General features: G+C 36.4%; 21 protein-coding genes. 18 read left to right on the top strand and 3 right to left on the bottom strand.

The annotated features are described in order from the left end of the window. Positions 1-146: 146 nt before the first annotated feature. From BCER98_RS16315 to BCER98_RS16295, 7 genes are all read left to right on the top strand, one after another. Positions 147-839: a response regulator transcription factor gene (locus BCER98_RS16315; RefSeq protein ID WP_012095691.1), complete on the top strand. Its 693-nt coding sequence runs from the start codon at positions 147-149 to the stop codon at positions 837-839. A gap of 1 nt (position 840) precedes the next feature. Next, positions 841-1,776: a HAMP domain-containing histidine kinase gene (locus BCER98_RS16310; RefSeq protein ID WP_012095690.1), complete on the top strand. Its 936-nt coding sequence runs from the start codon at positions 841-843 to the stop codon at positions 1,774-1,776. Positions 1,777-1,895: 119 nt separating this feature from the next. Then, on the top strand, positions 1,896-2,834 hold the full coding sequence (locus BCER98_RS16305; protein ID WP_012095689.1) for an ABC transporter ATP-binding protein: 939 nt from the start codon (positions 1,896-1,898) through the stop codon (positions 2,832-2,834). After that, complete coding sequence (locus tag BCER98_RS23235) at positions 2,797-3,189, top strand: ABC transporter permease (RefSeq protein ID WP_306464851.1); 393 nt, start codon at positions 2,797-2,799, stop codon at positions 3,187-3,189. Before BCER98_RS16305 ends, BCER98_RS23235 begins: the two co-directional genes overlap by 38 nt. Continuing rightward, complete coding sequence (locus tag BCER98_RS23230; RefSeq protein WP_235436500.1) at positions 3,152-3,451, top strand: hypothetical protein; 300 nt, start codon at positions 3,152-3,154, stop codon at positions 3,449-3,451. The genes BCER98_RS23235 and BCER98_RS23230 overlap by 38 nt, the downstream gene beginning before the upstream one ends. A gap of 130 nt (positions 3,452-3,581) precedes the next feature. After that, positions 3,582-3,740, top strand: coding sequence for a hypothetical protein (locus tag BCER98_RS22650; protein ID WP_094396565.1), 159 nt, complete (start codon positions 3,582-3,584; stop codon positions 3,738-3,740). 18 nt (positions 3,741-3,758) lie between these two features. After that, positions 3,759-4,451, top strand: a complete 693-nt coding sequence (locus BCER98_RS16295) for an ABC transporter permease (protein ID WP_012095688.1) — start codon at positions 3,759-3,761, stop codon at positions 4,449-4,451. 211 nt (positions 4,452-4,662) lie between these two features. Here the strand turns inward: BCER98_RS16295 and BCER98_RS16290 are convergent, their stop codons facing one another. Continuing rightward, entirely contained in the window at positions 4,663-5,166 is a 504-nt protein-coding gene (locus BCER98_RS16290; RefSeq protein WP_012095687.1) for a DinB family protein, read from the bottom strand. A gap of 381 nt (positions 5,167-5,547) precedes the next feature. Here BCER98_RS16290 and BCER98_RS16285 point away from each other — a divergent pair, with 381 nt between their 5' ends. The 7 genes from BCER98_RS16285 to trxA all read left to right on the top strand — a co-directional run bounded on the left by BCER98_RS16285 (position 5,548) and on the right by trxA (position 12,136). Beyond that, positions 5,548-6,372, top strand: a complete 825-nt coding sequence (locus tag BCER98_RS16285) for a BclA C-terminal domain-containing protein (RefSeq protein WP_012095686.1) — start codon at positions 5,548-5,550, stop codon at positions 6,370-6,372. A gap of 205 nt (positions 6,373-6,577) precedes the next feature. After that, positions 6,578-8,263, top strand: a complete 1,686-nt coding sequence (locus tag BCER98_RS16280) for a long-chain-fatty-acid--CoA ligase (protein WP_012095685.1) — start codon at positions 6,578-6,580, stop codon at positions 8,261-8,263. Between the two features lie 106 nt (positions 8,264-8,369). Then, on the top strand, positions 8,370-8,957 hold the full coding sequence (locus tag BCER98_RS16275) for a TetR/AcrR family transcriptional regulator (protein ID WP_012095684.1): 588 nt from the start codon (positions 8,370-8,372) through the stop codon (positions 8,955-8,957). Next, entirely contained in the window at positions 8,957-9,745 is a 789-nt protein-coding gene (locus BCER98_RS16270) for an enoyl-CoA hydratase (protein ID WP_081428404.1), read from the top strand. The genes BCER98_RS16275 and BCER98_RS16270 overlap by 1 nt, the downstream gene beginning before the upstream one ends. Before the next feature lie 77 nt (positions 9,746-9,822). Further along, complete coding sequence (gene etfB, locus BCER98_RS16265) at positions 9,823-10,596, top strand: electron transfer flavoprotein subunit beta (RefSeq protein ID WP_012095682.1); 774 nt, start codon at positions 9,823-9,825, stop codon at positions 10,594-10,596. A gap of 36 nt (positions 10,597-10,632) precedes the next feature. After that, entirely contained in the window at positions 10,633-11,610 is a 978-nt protein-coding gene (locus tag BCER98_RS16260; RefSeq protein ID WP_012095681.1) for an electron transfer flavoprotein subunit alpha/FixB family protein, read from the top strand. 211 nt (positions 11,611-11,821) lie between these two features. Beyond that, the gene (gene trxA, locus BCER98_RS16255) at positions 11,822-12,136 is read left to right on the top strand and encodes a thioredoxin (protein WP_012095680.1); all 315 of its coding nucleotides are present in this window, start codon (positions 11,822-11,824) and stop codon (positions 12,134-12,136) included. Here the strand turns inward: trxA and BCER98_RS16250 are convergent. Then, positions 12,123-12,398 (bottom strand): hypothetical protein, encoded by a 276-nt coding sequence (locus BCER98_RS16250; protein WP_235436503.1) that lies wholly within the window; start codon positions 12,396-12,398, stop codon positions 12,123-12,125. The genes trxA and BCER98_RS16250 overlap by 14 nt on opposite strands. Positions 12,399-12,807: 409 nt before the next feature. On the opposite strand from BCER98_RS16250, the gene uvrC reads away from it, so the two are divergent. Beyond that, positions 12,808-14,592, top strand: a complete 1,785-nt coding sequence (gene uvrC, locus BCER98_RS16245; RefSeq protein ID WP_041810057.1) for an excinuclease ABC subunit UvrC — start codon at positions 12,808-12,810, stop codon at positions 14,590-14,592. Between the two features lie 118 nt (positions 14,593-14,710). Here the strand turns inward: uvrC and BCER98_RS16240 are convergent, their stop codons facing one another. Beyond that, complete coding sequence (locus BCER98_RS16240; RefSeq protein WP_012095678.1) at positions 14,711-15,160, bottom strand: YslB family protein; 450 nt, start codon at positions 15,158-15,160, stop codon at positions 14,711-14,713. Positions 15,161-15,461: 301 nt separating this feature from the next. Between BCER98_RS16240 and BCER98_RS16235 the strand changes: the two genes are divergently transcribed. The 3 genes from BCER98_RS16235 to sdhB are packed head-to-tail and all read left to right on the top strand — an operon-like array spanning position 15,462 to position 18,649. Continuing rightward, the gene (locus tag BCER98_RS16235; RefSeq protein ID WP_012095677.1) at positions 15,462-16,088 is read left to right on the top strand and encodes a succinate dehydrogenase cytochrome b558 subunit; all 627 of its coding nucleotides are present in this window, start codon (positions 15,462-15,464) and stop codon (positions 16,086-16,088) included. A 13-nt stretch (positions 16,089-16,101) separates the two neighbouring features. Continuing rightward, positions 16,102-17,895, top strand: coding sequence for a succinate dehydrogenase flavoprotein subunit (gene sdhA, locus BCER98_RS16230; RefSeq protein ID WP_012095676.1), 1,794 nt, complete (start codon positions 16,102-16,104; stop codon positions 17,893-17,895). After that, positions 17,888-18,649, top strand: coding sequence for a succinate dehydrogenase iron-sulfur subunit (gene sdhB / locus BCER98_RS16225; RefSeq protein ID WP_012095675.1), 762 nt, complete (start codon positions 17,888-17,890; stop codon positions 18,647-18,649). The genes sdhA and sdhB overlap by 8 nt, the downstream gene beginning before the upstream one ends. The last annotated feature ends 7 nt before the right edge of the window (positions 18,650-18,656 follow it).

The raw sequence follows: 18,656 nt of genomic DNA, 5'->3' as shown, positions 1-18,656 counted from the left end.
TACATTACAAACATGAGCTGTAAATTTCATCATATCATTGTTACAGAAGGAAAGGAAGTTGGTTTGCACATTCATATAATTCTTTCCACTTTATAACAGTTACGATACAATGAAATTGTTAATATTTGTAAAAAGGGGATAGGAGCATGTCACGTCATATTTTATTAATAGAAGATGACATTTCGATTCAAGAAATGGTCGAGAAATATTTATCAAAAGAAGGATTTCAAGTTACATTTGCTTCTGATGGAGAAGAAGGCGTTGCGAAATTTTTTCATGGATCATTTGACTTGATTATTCTTGATATTATGATGCCAAAGCTAGATGGTTTAGAAGTTGTGAGAATTATTCGCGAAAAAAGCGCTGTACCGATTTTAATGATGTCCGCAAAAGATACAGATATCGATAAGGCGGTGGGGCTAGGACTTGGTGCAGATGATTACATTTGCAAACCATTCTCTATGATTGAATTGGCAGCGAGAGCAAAGGCAAGTATTCGAAGATTTACAAAGTATTCAGCTACGGAGCAAAAAGAAGAAATGATTGAGATTGGTGATTTGAAAATAGATCCGATTAACTTCACTGTGTATAAAAAAGAAAAACAGTTAAAACTTACTTTAAAAGAATTCGAAATTTTGAAATTGTTCGCAAGGAATCAAAATCGTGTATTTACAAAAGCGCAAATATATAATCTCATTTGGAATGAAGAATACTATGGCGATGATAATGTTATTAACGTTCATATGAGAAGATTACGTGAGAAAATTGAAACAGATCCATCCAATCCAGAATATATTAAAACATTATGGGGAATTGGCTATAAGTTGGAAGTGATGTAGCATGTTTTCTCTGCTCATGATTGTTATTTTTATATTATTAGGTGTCATTTATTTTCAATATAGAATAGGGAAAAGCAAGAGTGCGAATATACGTTATACGTATGAAAAATTAGAGAATATTATAAAACAACAAACCGGTGAGAAATTATTAGTTGTAACGGATGATAAAGAACTACAACAATTATTAGTAGCAATTAATCATTTATTAGATGCGAAACAAAAAACGAATGCGAATCATGCGAAGGTTGAAATTTCGATGAGAAAGATGCTTTCTAACATTTCTCATGATTTGAAAACGCCGCTCACTGTTATTCTTGGATATACGGAAATGTTAAATAAAGATAAAACGATGAATAAAGAAGAACAACACATACTGTTAGAAAAGGTACATGTAAAAACGTTAGAAGTAATGGAACTTATTCATAAATTCTTTGATTTGGCGAGATTAGAATCTGGAGATAAAGCAATTGAAATAACAAAGGTGAATATGAATGAAGTGTGCCGAGAAAAAATTTTAACGTTTTATGATTTGATAACGACTAAAGGGTTTGAGGTACATATTGATATACCAGAGAAAAATATGTATGCATTTGGGAATACAGAAGTATTAGGTCGTGTGTTAAATAATTTAATATCCAATGCCCTTACGTATGGATATGATGGAAAAATACTTGGTATTACGTTAAGCGATGATGAACGATATGTATATGTTGATGTATGGGATCGCGGTAAAGGAATTAATGAATCACATATTGATAAAGTATTTGAGCGTATGTATACGTTAGAGGATTCAAGGAATCGACTATATCAAGGTAGTGGTCTTGGACTCACAATTACAAAACGACTGGTAGAAGCTTTAGGGGGAGAAATTCATCTTTTTAGTAAGCCATATGAAAAAACAGTATTTACGATTATGCTGAGAAAAATCGATTTTTAGCTTGTAGAAATAGGATTCTACAAGCTTTTTTAAGCGTAAGGAATTTGTAAGGAAGGGGTAAGAAAAAAGAGACCTTCATTGTCTATGCTAGAGATATAAAGGAGAAAGGAGAAAATGAAATGACATATATATTAAGAACGAATCAGTTAACAAAGGTGTTTCAAGGAAAAGAAGTAATTTCGGACGTAAATATGCATGTGAAAAAAGGGGAAATTTACGGGTTTTTAGGACCAAATGGTGCCGGTAAAACAATGATTATGAAAATGATTGCAAATTTAATGAAACCAACGAGCGGAGAGATTGAAATTTTTGGCGAGAAGTTAACAGGTACATCATATGAAGTGTTAAAACGTATGGGAATGATGATCGAGTACCCTATTTTTTATGAAAAATTAACAGCTCAAGAAAATTTATATCTTCATTGTGAATATATGGGTTACTATGATAAGAATGGAATACAGCAGGCGTTACATCTTGTCAATTTACAAAACGTGGAGAATAAGAAAGTAAAAGACTTTTCATTAGGGATGAAACAAAGATTAGGAATTGCAAGAGCCATTTTAACGAAGCCGGAGTTACTAATTTTAGATGAACCAATCAATGGTTTAGATCCAGTCGGGATTAGAGAATTACGCGACTTATTAAAAATGCTTTGTAAAGAATATGGAATTACTTTATTAGTCTCTAGTCATATTTTAGGAGAAATGGAGCAAATGGCAGATACAATTGGGGTCATTCAAAATGGAAAATTGCTAAAAGAAGTTTCAATGAAGAGTATTAATGGAAAACAAACGGAGTATATTGAAATTTCGGTTCCAGATGTGAAGCGTGCAGCTTACATGTTAGAAAATAAACTTTACATAACGAATTACAAAATAATGAGTGGAAATGTGATTCGTGTGTATGAAATGACCGTGATGCAGCAAGAAATTTCTAAAACGTTAATTATGAATGATGTGGAAATTGAAAGTATAAACAAAAAACATAGTTCATTAGAAGAATATTTTTTAAATATTGTGAATGAAGAGGGGATTCGTGCTTCATTTAATGAGATTTGAACTTATAAAATTTAAGTTATGGCCGATTATAAGAGGGGCGTTTATTGCGATATGTGTTTTTTCTCTACTTGTAATATTACTTATGTTTGATGGTGAGTTTACACATTATGATGAAGTATTTAGATTCATTGATATTTTTATGAGAGGAATCTATATCATATTTGGCGCGAGTTTAATTGCAAAATTTATTCAAGAGTTTCAAACGAAAACAATGCCGGTTATGTTTATGTACCCAATTAATCGAAAGAAAATGCGGATGGCTAAAATATGTATTATTATGATCGTTACCTTGCTTCTTATTCTCATTTCTGAAGGGATTGTTTTTTGCCTTTTTTTATATATTGAATTTATATAAACCAGTTATTACAGAATCACTCACGCCAGCAATTGTTAGTAAAAACGCCATTATGCTATTTGTAAACGCAGTAGCAGTAACGGGAATTAGCTTAATTCCCGTTTACTTCGGGATGAAGAATTATTCAGTTCGTACAACGTTTATATCAGCAATCATCATTATGTGTCTTGTAACGTCAAGTATAAACGGTGAATATTCTTTGTTTCATATTATCGCGATTCCTCTTGCGCTAGCTTGTGTAGGATTGCGTATAGAGCGATAAGGAAAATTGAACAAGTAGATTTGTATAAATAAAAGAAGTGTATGAGAAAATCAGTGGTTTACTTTAAGTATTGTTTTGCTAGGAATAGGAGATGTGTTCAGAATAATAAATTGAAGCAAGGGGGCTGATTATGGATTTGTTGGTACTTAATCTAATAGGCGGGATTATAGCCCTTTTAATCGGAGGAATTTTATATTACAGACGCCCTGAGCAGAAAGCTTTTTTACTTTTAATGGCGATAGGGGGAGTAGATATCATTATAACTGTAATGAGAATGCTTTTAAAATAGAAGCAGGGAGGGAAGAAAATGTTGCAACTTATGAAGCTAGAAATGAAGAAATGTAAGCTTGGGTGGTATGTGAAGGGGGCGATCATCGCAAATATAGTGATGGTTGCGATGTTGTTTCTTGCAAGCTATGTGTCACAAATTGAAGGAGATGTAGAACTAAGAAATTCTCAAATGATGCTTTCAATGGCTAGTGCAATGGTGCGAGGAACATTTATTGTCTTTGCAGGAGTATTAATTGCAAAACTAGTAATTGAAGAATATAAAAACAAAACAATATTACTTATGTTTTCGTATCCAATTAATCGAAAGAAAATCATTGCTAGTAAGCTATTAATCACGGCAACGCTAACGTTTGTAACAGTTTTATTATCCAATATTTTTGTAATAGGTGTCTTCTTTATTTTGAATCGTTATATGCTAGTTATTCCGAATACAATAACGGTAGCGGAGTTGATGCAAGAAGGGATAAAAGTGATTCCTTTTGCCATTGCAGCTGCAGGAACAGGTTTAATTCCATTGTATTTTGGTATGCGTAAATATTCTGTTCCAGCAACGATTGTGTCTTCCTTAATTGTTGTAATGATTGCATGTCAAAGTCAACCAGAGTTCTCATTAGCAACCTTTTTTCCGCTTCAATTCGCACTTGCGGCTATTGGCATTATGATTGCTTATTATGGAATTAGAAATATTGAGAATGAAGATGCGCTGTAAAGTTTCACATGAAACAAGTTACAGAAAAAGACAAGGTTCTCAATCGAGGCCACTGAAAAAGTGGTTACTTTGAGAAAATAACACGCATTTTATCAATATGTTGAAATTAAAAAGGATCCCATAACCTTTATATAGTAGGTGGTGGGATCCTCTTTCTTATGAAGTGGAGTTTTTCAGTGCCCTCTTCTCAATCCCTTGTCTTTTTCCGTTATTACATTTTGGGAGCTTCCATTCCTGCAGCTGCCCATTCTTCCTTTGCAGGGCCGTAAATACCAGGAACTTTCAAATCGGCTTGGCGCATAAGTACAGTCATTTGACCACGATGATGATTTTGGTGGTTGATTAAAGTCATTAAAAAGATAGAATTAGGCATTGGACGCCCAAAGAAGTCATTTATTGTAGCTAAATCTTTATCAGTCCATTGTGTTTGAATCGCTTCAACAAATGATGCATTTACTTTACGATAATTCTCCGCAATTGCTTTTGCTGAAGTTGGTACAGGATAATCTTTCGTCTCCCCTTCAAACTGTAAACCTGTTCCTGATAGAATGACCGGAACGGCCGTAACGATATGCCAAGCAACTCTACCTAAAGTCCAATGATCAGGCGTAATTTCTTGTGTTAACGATTCATCAGTTAATGTCTCTAATACTTTTTGTGTAGAATCAGCCTCATATTTCCATGTTTTTAAAAAGCCCTCAATTGTTTGAAACATGTTATCCCCCCCTATGGTTATTTAAATGATAAATTCACGAGAGAAGACGTTTTTCCTTCTTTTTATTTTATCCTGTAAAAGCCCGATTGGTGAGGGCTCATAATCAGTGGGGAATGAAGAAAAAACCCACGAATTAAAGGTTCACTTTATGTCACTTTGCTACAGTGTGTACATACATTTAGGAAGCAATGTTGAAGAAGAGTGAATTCGTTAAAAAAAGACAAAAGTACAAGCAAAATAAAATTTGCTGCATGTAATAACTATTAGGATATGGGGAATAAAGTGTTGCGTATCAAAGATTGGTTGTAGACCGAATCAGTTAATGTTTTATTCGGTTACGAAAGTGTATGTTAAAGATAAAAAATGAAGGAAGGAATCACCATGTCTCAATGGTACAATCATTTTCATACAAATTGTGGTTGTAATAAAACAACATATATTCATTCGTGCTGTTTTAGCTGCGATGGGACGGTTCCTAAAATTGGTCCAACCGGTCCAACGGGAATAACAGGAGCAACCGGTCCAACGGGAATAACAGGAGCAACCGGTCCAACGGGAATAACAGGAGCAACCGGTCCAACGGGAATAACAGGAGCAACCGGTCCAACGGGAATAACAGGAGCAACCGGTCCAACGGGAATAACAGGAGCAACCGGTCCAACGGGAATAACAGGAGCAACCGGTCCAATGGGAATAACAGGAGCAACCGGTCCAACGGGAATAACAGGAGCAACCGGCCCGACCGGTTCAACGGGAGCAACAGGAGCAACTGGCCCAACTGGTCCAACGGGTGTTAGTGTAACGGCAACGTACGCTTTTGCCAATAATACATCTGGTGGGGCTATATCTGTTCTTCTTGGCGGAACGAATGTACCGCTTCCAAATAATCAAAATATTGGTCCAGGTATTACTGTTTCTGGTGGGAATACCGTATTTACTGTTGCAAGTGCAGGGAACTACTATATTTCATATACAATTAATATAACAGCTTCGTTATTAGTAAGTTCTCGAATTACTGTTAATGGCTCACCGCTTGCGGGAACCATTAATTCCCCACTAGTGGCAACGACTTCATTTAGCGCGACAATTATTACAACGCTTGCGGCTGGTGACGCGATTAGTTTGCAGCTATTTGGAATATTGGCTGTTGCAACTTTATCAACTACTACCCCTGGAGCCGTTTTGACGATTATTAGATTGAGTTGATTTGAAATTAGAAATATTAGGTAATGAAGTTCCCTCTATTGTAATAAATGAATAGGGGAACAAGTACATAGAGGAAAAGTATTGAATAGTTGCATAAAAGTCAGAATATTATGATTGTAACGGAGTTATGGCTATAATATAATGAAAACAATCATCGTGAATGGGCATTCATTTTATAGTTACGAAAATGAAAGGAGGAGTAGGAATGGAAAAGCCTTGGTTAAAGAATTACCCAGAGGAAATTCCACATACAATTGCTTATGATACGCAGCCTCTTCATGTATATTTAGAGCAGATGTCTTCAAGATACCCAGAAAGGAAAGCGCTTCATTTTTTAGGGAAGGATATTACTTTTTCAGAATTAAATAGCAAGGTGAGGCAGTTTGCAAACTTTATTCAGAAACTGGGAGTGAAAAAAGGTGATCGAGTAGCGATTATGTTACCCAATTGCCCGCAAGCTGTCATTGGATATTATGGAACGCTACTTGCAGGGGGGATAGTTGTACAAACGAACCCTCTTTATACAGAACGGGAGCTAGAGTATCAATTACACGATTCTGGAGCGAAAGTAATTCTTTGTATGGATTTCGTATTTCCAAAGGTTGCAAGCGTTCAATCCACTACAAAACTTGAACATATTATTGTAACTCGCATTGCTGATTTCTTACCATTTCCTAAAAACCTTATTTATCCATTCATTCAAAGAAAGCGAACAAATCTCATCGTAAAAGTTGAAGAAAGTCATATGATTCACCTATGGAATTCAGTCGAAAAAGAGCGTGATACAGCGGTAGATATGCTTTGTGATCCTGAAAATGATTTAGCCCTTTTACAATATACGGGGGGGACGACAGGATTTCCAAAAGGAGTTATGTTAACGCATAAAAATCTTGTATCGAACACTTTAATGGGAATTCATTGGTTATATAATTGTGTAGAGGGGGAGGAAGTTGTTCTTGGTGTGCTGCCGTTTTTCCATGTATACGGAATGACTGCTGTGATGAATTTAAGTATTATGCAAGGGTATAAAATGGTACTCATTCCAAAGTTTGATATGAAAATGGTTTTTGAAGCAATAAAGAAGCATAAAGTTACACTATTTCCAGGAGCTCCGACCATTTATATTGCCCTTTTAAATAGTCCGCTTCTAAAAGAATATGATATATCTTCTATTCGTGCTTGTATTAGTGGTTCTGCTCCATTACCTGTAGAAGTACAGGAGAAGTTCGAAAGGATTACTGGTGGTAAATTAGTAGAAGGATATGGACTGACAGAATCATCACCAGTTACTCATAGTAATTTTCTATGGGAAAAACGTGTGCCAGGAAGTATCGGTGTTCCGTGGCCAGATACAGATGCCCGTATTGTATCGCTTGAAACAGGAGAAGTATTGCCACCAGGTGAAATTGGTGAGATTGTGGTCAAAGGGCCTCAAATTATGCAAGGGTATTGGAATAAACCTGAAGAGACAGCAGCAGTGTTGCAAGATGGCTGGTTGCATACGGGTGATGTTGGTTATATGGATGAAGAAGGTTTTTTTTATGTGAAAGATCGTAAAAAAGATATGATCGTTGCCAGTGGTTTTAATGTGTACCCACGCGAGGTAGAAGAAGTATTATATGAACATGATAAAGTACAAGAAGCGGTTGTAATCGGAATTCCTGATCCATATCGCGGTGAAACTGTAAAGGCTTATATTGTCTTAAAAGAAGATGAAGTTTGCTCCGAAGAAGAATTGGATCGATTTGCTCGTAAATATTTAGCTGCTTATAAGGTCCCAAAAGTATATGAGTTTCGAAGTGAATTACCAAAGACAACAGTTGGTAAGATTTTACGACGAGCTCTTATTGAAGAAGAGCAAAAAAAGAAAGAGGATGAACAAACGGGCTAAGGCCCTTTCTTTTTGAAAATATAGGATTGACAATGTTTCAAATAGTCAGTAATATTAAAATATGAATGACTACTCATTCAGTCATCTTCTTGAAGGGGACAGTAAAGTGAAAAAGAATAGACCAAAATATAATCAAATTATTGATGCTGCAGTAATTGTGATTGCAGAAAATGGATACCATCAAGCGCAAGTTTCTAAAATTGCAAAGCAAGCTGGCGTAGCTGATGGAACAATTTATTTATATTTTAAAAACAAAGAAGATATATTAATTTCCCTATTCCAAGAAAAGATGGGAGAATTTATCGAAACAATTCGTCAAAAAACAGCAGGAATTGAAAGCGCTGTAGAGAAGTTATTTATGTTGGTAGAAATGCACTTCTTGCTGTTATCACAAAATGATTCTCTTGCTATTGTTACACAACTAGAGCTTAGACAATCCAACCAAGAACTACGCCTTAAAATAAATGAAGTACTAAAAGGATACTTACAAGTCATAGATGAAATTTTAGAAACAGGTATAGGACAAGGAGAATTTAGAGCGAATTTGAATGTTCGTGTAGCAAGGCAAATGATTTTTGGAACAGTAGATGAGGTTGTGACCAATTGGGTAATGAGCGATCATAAATATGATTTGGTCGCACTTTCAAAAACGGTACATGAGCTACTTGTTTTAGCTTGTGGCTATCGTCAATAATGGGAGGGATCAAGTTGAAATTCCTATCTGTAACAGTTGAAGACCATATTGCAGTGGTAACGTTCAATCATCCACCAGCTAATGCAATGTCTTCGCAAGTCATGCATGACGTAACTGAATTAATTGATCAAGTTGAAAAAGACGACAATATTCGGGTTGTTGTTCTTCATGGGGAAGGTCGCTTCTTTTCTGCAGGGGCAGATATTAAGGAATTTACTTCTGTTGAGGACGCAAAGCAAGCGACAGAGCTGGCGCAGCTTGGACAAGTTACATTTGAGCGCGTAGAAAAGTGTTCAAAACCAGTTATTGCAGCAATTCATGGAGCGGCACTTGGCGGTGGTCTTGAATTTGCTATGTCTTGTCATATGCGTTTTGCAACTGAAAGTGCCAAGCTTGGTTTACCTGAGTTAACATTAGGATTAATCCCTGGATTTGCAGGAACACAGCGATTACCTCGTTATGTTGGAAAAGCAAAAGCTTGTGAAATGATGTTAACAAGCACGCCGATTACTGGCGCACAAGCATTAGAATGGGGTCTTGTAAATGGAGTGTTTTCTGAAGAATCCTTGTTAGAAGAGACGATGAAAATTGCAAAACAAATTGCAGGGAAAAGTCCTGCAACAGTTCGTGCTGTGCTAGAGTTATTGCAAACGACGAAATCACCTCAATATTATGAGGGTGTGCAACACGAAGCGCAAATCTTTGGAGAAGTATTTACAAGCGAGGATGGAAGAGAAGGTGTAGCGGCATTTTTAGAAAAACGCAAGCCTTCATTTAGCGGTAGGTAGTACATTATTTTTTTAATATAAATTAACAGAATATTTAAATTGATGAAATCTTTCTAAAAAATAAGGGGGTAAATGGAATGAACATCTACGTACTCATGAAACGAACATTTGATACAGAAGAGAAAATTGTAATTAAGAATGGTGCAATTTATGATGGCGAAGCAGAATTCATCATCAACCCTTACGATGAATATGCGATTGAAGAAGCCATTCAAGTAAGAGATGCACATGGCGGTGAAATTACAGTTGTAACAGTTGGTGGTGAAGAGAGCGAAAAAGAACTTCGCACTGCGCTAGCAATGGGTTGCGACAAAGCGGTATTAATTAATATTGAAGATGATGTGGAAAATGGCGATCAATTTACAACAGCAAAAATACTTGCGGAGTATTTAAAAGATAAAGAAGCAGATTTGATTTTAGGTGGAAACGTAGCGATTGATGGTGCATCTGGACAAGTTGGTCCTCGTGTAGCGGAAGCGCTAAATATGCCATATGTAACGACAATTACAAAGCTTGAAATTGATGGTACAAAAGTGAAGATTGAGCGCGATGTTGAGGGAGATACTGAAGTGATTGAAACATCGTTACCGCTTTTAGTAACTGCGCAGCAAGGTTTGAATGAACCTCGTTATCCATCACTGCCAGGTATTATGAAAGCGAAGAAGAAACCGCTTGAAGACATAGAATTAGATGATCTAGATTTAGAAGAAGAAGATGTGGAGGCAAAAACAAAAACAATTGAAATCTACTTACCTCCTAAGAAAGATGCAGGTAAAGTGTTACAAGGCGAGCTGCAAGATCAAGTAAAAGAACTTGTATCATTGCTCCATACAGAAGCAAAAGTAATCTAATAAAATACGAAATTATATATACAGGAGGGAAAATCTATGGCTCGTAAAGTATTAGTAATGGGTGAGGTTCGTGATGGATCACTACGTAACGTTTCATTTGAGGCAATCGCAGCAGCAAAAACAATTGCAGAAGGTGGTGAAGTAGTTGGCCTTCTTATTGGAGAAAGTGTTGCTAGTTTGGCAAGCGAATTGATTCATTACGGTGCAGATCGCGTTGTGACAGTTGAAAGTGATACATTAAAATCATATACATCCGATGGTTATGCACAAGCATTTTTAGCTGTACATGATGAAGAAAAACCAGAGGGGATTGTATTTGGACATACAGCACTTGGAAAAGACTTATCGCCGAAATTAGCTGCAAAACTAGAAGCAGGACTTGTGTCTGATGTAACTGCTTTAGAAATTGCTGGCGGTAATGTTGTATTCACTCGTCCAATTTATTCTGGTAAAGCATTTGAGAAGAAAATTGTAACAGATGGTATATTGTTTGCAACGGTGCGCCCAAACAATATTACGCCGCTTGAAAAAGATGAGTCGCGTACGGGAGATGTATCATCTATTACAGTTGATGTAAAAGATTTGCGTACGATTATTCAAGATGTTGTTCGTAAAACAGCAACAGGTGTAGATCTTTCAGAAGCGAAAGTAATCGTTGCCGGTGGACGTGGAGTGAAAAGTGAAGATGGTTTTAAACCGTTACAAGAATTAGCTGATGTTTTAGGAGGGGCTGTTGGAGCATCTCGTGGAGCTTGTGACGCAGAATATTGTGACTATTCATTGCAAATTGGGCAAACAGGTAAAGTTGTTACACCAGATTTATACATTGCATGTGGTATTTCCGGTGCGATTCAACATTTAGCTGGTATGTCTAACTCAAAAGTAATCGTTGCAATTAATAAAGATCCAGAAGCAAGTATTTTTAAAGTAGCTGACTATGGCATTGTTGGTGACTTATTTGAAGTTGTACCACTTTTAACAGAGGAGTTTAAAAAGTTAAAAGTACATTCTTAATTCGATGATCTTTGCGTTTCAAGTGAATGACCCTTATATATAAGGAAATGTGGGAGATTTCTTGTCTCTCACTTTTTTATATGTATTTCTATATTTTTGTATAGTATAAAGGCACATTTTTTTGTTACAATACATAACGATACATAATATTCGCCACGTATATAAGATAATGATATACTCTTGGTAGAATACACTTGAAGGAGGAAATGAAATGGCAATTGTAAACGCAACTGACCAAAGCTTCGCAGCCGAAATAAGCGAAGGTGTTGTATTATTAGATTTTTGGGCACCATGGTGTGGACCTTGTAAAATGATCGCTCCTGTATTAGAAGAAATTGATGCAGAATTAGGCGATAAAGTAAAAGTAGTAAAAGTGGATGTTGATGAAAACCAAGAAACTGCTCGTCAATTCGAAGTAATGAGCATTCCAGCTCTTTTCGTCTTAAAAGATGGTAAAGTGGTTGATCAAGCATTAGGTTACAAACCAAAAGAAGCGTTAGTAGAATTAGTTTCTAAACACTTCTAAAAAGAAAAGCGTTGCCCTGTTGGCAGCGTTTTTTTCTTTTCATTAAAACTATTTTCCATTCATTTGTTTTAAAAAGTTCGGTCATTTGAAAACCAAACCCTTCTCCTATAATAGAGTCCATGCCACAATGAGGACAAATAGCTGTATTGTTGTTATCCACAATTTCTATTGGGTGGAAATTTTTTAAACAATAAAAATAGCCACATATGCAATCCTTTTCTAAGTAAGTTCTATTATGAGAGGAAAAATAGTGAGCATTCATGAACTATTTTTCCATTTTTATTTTCATTCTCCTTCTTCTTCTTTTTCTTTTTCTGATATACTCATTACTTTATCTCGCTATTTTAGGGCAGTAAGACTCTCATCTCAAGATTTAGAGAGAAGTAAAGATAAAGAGAAGCCTTACAGCTCAATTGCTTCATCTAATAATGAGCGGAGGAGGAAGAAAGATCCACTCACTAAAGTTTTTCTTTATATGTGAATTATTTTTTAAATCCATTGTGTGTCAAGCAGAAGGAAAATTCAGCATCATTTGCATGTAACATTATAAATAGAAGAGATTTTCCTTTTTTCTTATTTTCCGTTACAATGAAAGAACGTATGTTGGGGAGTGACAGAGATGTTCCTCTTTATAAATAGCGATGATACATATGGAGAATGGAGGTATGAGAGTGCACGAACATTTAAAAGAGAAGTTAGCAATTTTACCAGACCAACCAGGTTGTTATTTGATGAAGGATAAGCAGGGAACGGTCATATATGTCGGAAAGGCGAAAGTATTAAAAAATCGTGTGCGCTCGTATTTTACCGGTTCACATGATGGGAAGACACTTCGTCTTGTTGGAGAGATTGCTGACTTTGAATACATTGTGACTTCTTCCAATTTAGAAGCACTTATTTTAGAATTAAATTTAATTAAAAAGTATGATCCGCGCTATAATATGAAATTAAAAGATGATAAAACATATCCGTTTATTAAAATTACTGGAGAGAAGCAGCCGCGTTTGCTAATTACGCGAAAGGTGAAAAAAGACAAAGGAAAGTATTTTGGTCCTTATCCAAACTCACAGTCTGCACATGAAACGAAAAAATTACTAGATCGTATGTATCCGCTTCGTAAATGTACAAAAATGCCGGACAAAGTATGCTTATATTATCATATGGGGCAATGTCTAGCGCCTTGTGTAAACGAAGTAACAGATGAACAAAATAAAGAAATCGTTGATAAAATTACAAAATTTTTAAATGGTGGGCATAAAGAAATTCGTTCAGAATTAGAAGCGAAAATGTATGAGGCATCTGAGAAATTGGAATTTGAACGGGCGAAAGAACTGCGCGATCAAATTGCTCATATGGATGCAATTATGGAAAAGCAAAAGATGATTATGAATGATATTGTAGATCGTGATGTATTTGGATATGCAGTAGATAAAGGGTGGATGTGCGTGCAAGTCTTCTTCATTCGAAAAGGGAAGTTGATTGAGCGCGACGTTTCTATGTTTCCGATTTATGATGAACCAGAGGAAGGGTTCCTAACATTTATTGGCCAATTTTATGAGCAAAACAATCATTTTAAACCGAAAGAAATCGCCGTGCCAGGAAGTATTGATCCTGAATTAGTAGAGCGTTTTTTAGAAGTGGATGTAACGCAACCAAAGCGTGGGAAGAAAAAAGAACTTGTTGAACTGGCAAATAAAAATGCGAAAATTGCTTTAGAAGAGAAGTTTTATTTAATTGAACGTGATGAAGAGCGTACAGTAAAAGCAATTGAAAATTTAGGAGAACGGTTAGGAATTGACACACCGTATCGGATTGAGGCCTTTGATAACTCAAATATTCAAGGAGTAAATCCTGTATCGGCAATGATTGTATTTATTGATGGAAAGCCTGCGAAAAAGGAATATCGTAAATATAAAATCAAAACGGTTCAAGGCCCTGATGATTATGAATCGATGCGAGAAGTTGTGCGTCGCCGCTATACAAGAGCATTAAAAGAAGGATTACCGCTTCCTGATTTAATTGTTATTGATGGCGGGAAAGGGCATCTTGCGGCGGCAAGTGATGTTTTAGAAAATGAGCTTGGATTATATATTCCGATAGCTGGACTTGTAAAAGATGAGAAGCACCGAACATCTCATTTAATCATCGGAGATCCACCAGATCCTGTTATACTAGAAAGAAATAGTCAAGAATTTTATTTATTACAACGAATTCAAGATGAGGTACATCGATTTGCGATTACATTCCATCGGCAGCTGCATGGAAAGTCAGTTATTCAATCTGCTTTAGATGGAATTCCAGGAGTGGGAGAAAAGAGAAAAAAAGTATTGTTAAAGCATTTTGGTTCCTTGAAAAAAATGAAGGAAGCTTCTGTAGGGGAATTTGTTGAAGCGGGAATACCGCAACATGTAGCAGAAACCATTTATTCTTATTTAACGAACAACAAGACATTGTAGTTTACAATGTCTTCTGTTTTTTGTTATAATCACGCAATATTCTAAAATATGTGAATAACGTGTAAGATATAAAACAGTCAACTAAACATATGTGTCTAGCTGACTGTTAGTAGAGAGATTATACTTCAATGATGTCTTTTACATCCCATTTTACAAGGAATGTGATAGAATCCGAACGCTTCTTTTGCTCTTCATAGGATTCGGCAACAACATTTCGTTGCCTTTGAATTTGTTCAGCAATAAAGCCAGCTTCTAATTGATAAGAAGAATGGCGTTTTTGTTTTTCACGTTCTATGATAAGTGGGCCAGTTAGCTGAAAATGCATTTCTCGTCGTTTATGCTCGATGATACTTAAAGTACCCCAGCCAGCTTTTTCAAAAAAATGAATCATTTCTTCAATTGTTTCTAGTGGGTATTTTCTAGCTAAGTTTCTACCAGCCCAGTATAAAATTTCATTTAATTCTTTACCAATTAAATCAGATAATAATTCCTCGCGAAGTAGCTCATAAGCGAATGCGTTCAAAGAAATATCCTGTAAAGATTCTATATCGACTTTATTTTTGCTCACAATATTCCCCTCTTTCTATAGGGATTATTATATAACATTTCTCGCTTATAAAAAACAGCACTTTCTACGGGAAAATATGAATATATAGGAAGAAAAAAAGAATTGGCAAATTATATGCAAATTATGTATACGTTTTCTTGACGCTTCGACAAAAATAGGAGTAAAATGAACTTGGTATCAAATTATGCTGAAATATTTCGAATAATTTTTTCAGTTTTTCTTATAGCAGTAGTGAAAAAACATTATTGTTATAAACTATTCTGAAAGCAGCAGTCAAACATTCAAGGGGGGTAATGGGGACATGAAAGGCCGCGAGTATACGTTTCGTAAGTGGCACTCATTAATGGGAGTCATCCCGGTTGGTGTCTTTTTGACGCAACACTTAGTAGTAAATAATTTTGCAACAAGAGGAGCAGAGGCTTTTAACAAAGCTGCTCATTTTATGGAGCTCCTTCCATTCCGGTATGCGCTAGAGATTTTTGTCATCTTTTTACCGATACTGTACCATGCAATATATGGATTATATATTGCTTTTACAGCTAAGAATAATGCAATATCATACAGCTATTTCCGCAACTGGATGTTCGTTTTCCAAAGAATCTCAGGTGTTATCACTCTTATCTTTATCTCCTGGCATGTTTGGGAAACTCGTATTCAAGCTGCGATGGGACAGCAAGTGAACTATGATATGATGGCGAATATTTTAGGAAATCCTGTTATGTTTGGTTTCTATTTAGTTGGGGTTGTATCAACAATTTTCCACTTTGCAAATGGGCTATGGACATTCTGCATTAGCTGGGGAATTACAGTATCACCACGTTCGCAACGTATCTCTACTTATGTAACTTTAGCAATTTTCTTAGGTTTATCTTATGTAGGTGTGAGTGCATTATTAGCGTTTGTTGATCCGCAGCTAGCAAATCAGTAAGGAGTGGGAGATCATGAAAGGGAAACTTATAGTAGTCGGCGGTGGCTTGGCTGGCTTAATGGCAACGATTAAAGCGGCAGAAGCAGGAGTAAACGTGGAATTGTTTTCTTTAGTACCAGTAAAACGTTCGCATTCTGTATGTGCCCAAGGTGGTATTAACGGTGCCGTAAATACGAAAGGTGAAGGGGATTCTCCATGGATCCACTTTGACGATACAATTTATGGTGGGGACTTTTTAGCGAATCAACCACCAGTTAAAGCAATGTGTGAAGCAGCACCTGGTATTATTCATTTAATGGATCGCATGGGTGTTATGTTCAACCGTACAGAAGAGGGACTTCTTGATTTCCGCCGTTTCGGTGGAACGCAACATCATCGTACAGCATTCGCTGGTGCAACGACTGGTCAACAGTTATTGTACGCATTAGATGAACAAGTGCGTCGTCATGAAGTAGCAGGACTTGTAACGAAATATGAAGGTTGGGATTTCTTACGAGCTGTTATTGATGATGAAGGTGTATGCCGAGGAATCGTTGCACAAGATTTACAATCTATGGAGATTAAAAGTTTCCGAGCTGATGCCGTGATTATGGCAACAGGGGGCCCTGGTATCATCTTCGGAAAATCTACAAACTCTATTATTAATACAGGTACAGCAGCATCAGTTATTTATCAACAAGGTGCATATTATGCAAATGGTGAGTTCATTCAAATTCATCCAACAGCAATTCCTGGTGATGATAAATTACGCTTAATGAGTGAATCTGCACGTGGTGAAGGTGGCCGTGTTTGGACATATAAAGACGGTAAACCGTGGTATTTCTTAGAAGAGAAATATCCTGCATATGGAAACCTTGTACCTCGTGATATCGCAACACGTGAAATCTTTGACGTATGTGTGGAACAAAAACTAGGTATTAATGGTGAAAATATGGTATATCTAGATCTTTCTCATAAAGACCCGAAAGAACTAGATATTAAACTTGGTGGAATTATTGAAATTTATGAGAAGTTTACAGGTGATGACCCTCGTAAACTACCGATGAAAATCTTCCCAGCTGTTCATTACTCAATGGGTGGATTATGGGTAGATTATAAGCAAATGACCAATATTCCAGGTTTGTTTGCAGCAGGTGAGTGTGATTATTCTATGCACGGAGCAAACCGACTTGGAGCAAACTCTTTACTATCTGCAATTTATGGTGGTATGGTAGCCGGTCCAAGTGCAATTGAATATATAAAAGGTCTAACAAAAGCATCGGATACTGTTTCATCAGCTGTCTATGAACAAAATGAATTGATCGAAACAGAGAAATTTAACAATATTTTATCATTAGATGGTAATGAAAATGCTTACATTCTTCATAAAGAACTTGGAGAATGGATGACGGATAATGTAACGGTAGTTCGTGAAAATAAAAAACTACTAGAAACAGATGATAAAATTCAAGAGTTAATGGAGCGTTATAAACGCATTAACATTAACGATACAGCAAAATGGAGTAACCAAGGTGCTTCATTTACACGTCAACTTGCAAATATGCTTCAATTAGCACGTGTTATTACAATTGGGGCATATAACCGTAATGAAAGTCGGGGAGCACATTATAAACCAGAATTCCCAGAGCGTGATGACGTGAACTTCTTGAAAACAACAATGGCGAAATTTGATGGCGAAGGAAATGCACCAGCATTCCATTATGAAGATGTTGATATTTCATTAATCAAACCGCGTAAGCGTGATTACACTTCAAAACATGAAGTAGCTTCTAAGGGTGAAGAGAAGGGGGATAAACAACATGCCTGAGAAAACAATCCGCCTCATCATTACACGACAAGACGGACCGAATTCACAGCCATATGATCAAGAATTTGAAATTCCATATCGTCCTAATATGAACATTATTTCAGCGCTTATGGAAATTCGTCGTAACCCAGTTGATGCAAAAGGAAATCACACGACTCCAGTTGCATGGGATATGAACTGTTTAGAAGAAGTGTGCGGCGCTTGTTCTATGGTGATTAATGGTAGACCACGACAATCATGTACAGCGCTTATTGATAAATTAGAGCAACCAGTTCGCTTACAACCGATGAAGACATTCCCTGTTGTACGTGACTTACAAGTTGATCGTAGTCGCATGTTTCATGCGTTAAAACGGGTAAAAGCTTGGATTCCAATTGATGGTACATATGATTTGGGAGCGGGACCAAGAATGCCAGAGAAAAAACGCCAATGGGCATACGAACTTTCAAAATGTATGACTTGTGGAGTTTGCTTAGAATCATGTCCGAATGTAAATAGCAAATCTGATTTTATCGGGCCTGCACCATTGTCACAAGTGCGTTTGTTCAATGCACATCCAACTGGTGAAATGCATAAGGCAGATCGCTTACGTGCCATTATGGGTGATGGTGGACTTGCTAACTGTGGTAACTCGCAAAATTGTGTACAGTCATGTCCAAAAGGGATTCCGTTGACAACATCCATTGCAGCTTTAAACCGTGATACAACAATTCAATCATTTAAGGATTTCTTTGGTAGCGATAATAACTATTAATAAATAT

This window comes from Bacillus cytotoxicus NVH 391-98, from assembly GCF_000017425.1.
In the GTDB taxonomy this organism is placed as follows: domain Bacteria; phylum Bacillota; class Bacilli; order Bacillales; family Bacillaceae_G; genus Bacillus_A; species Bacillus_A cytotoxicus.
The sequence above is the reverse complement of the archived record's forward strand: the minus strand, read 5'-3'. Positions and strand labels throughout refer to the sequence as shown.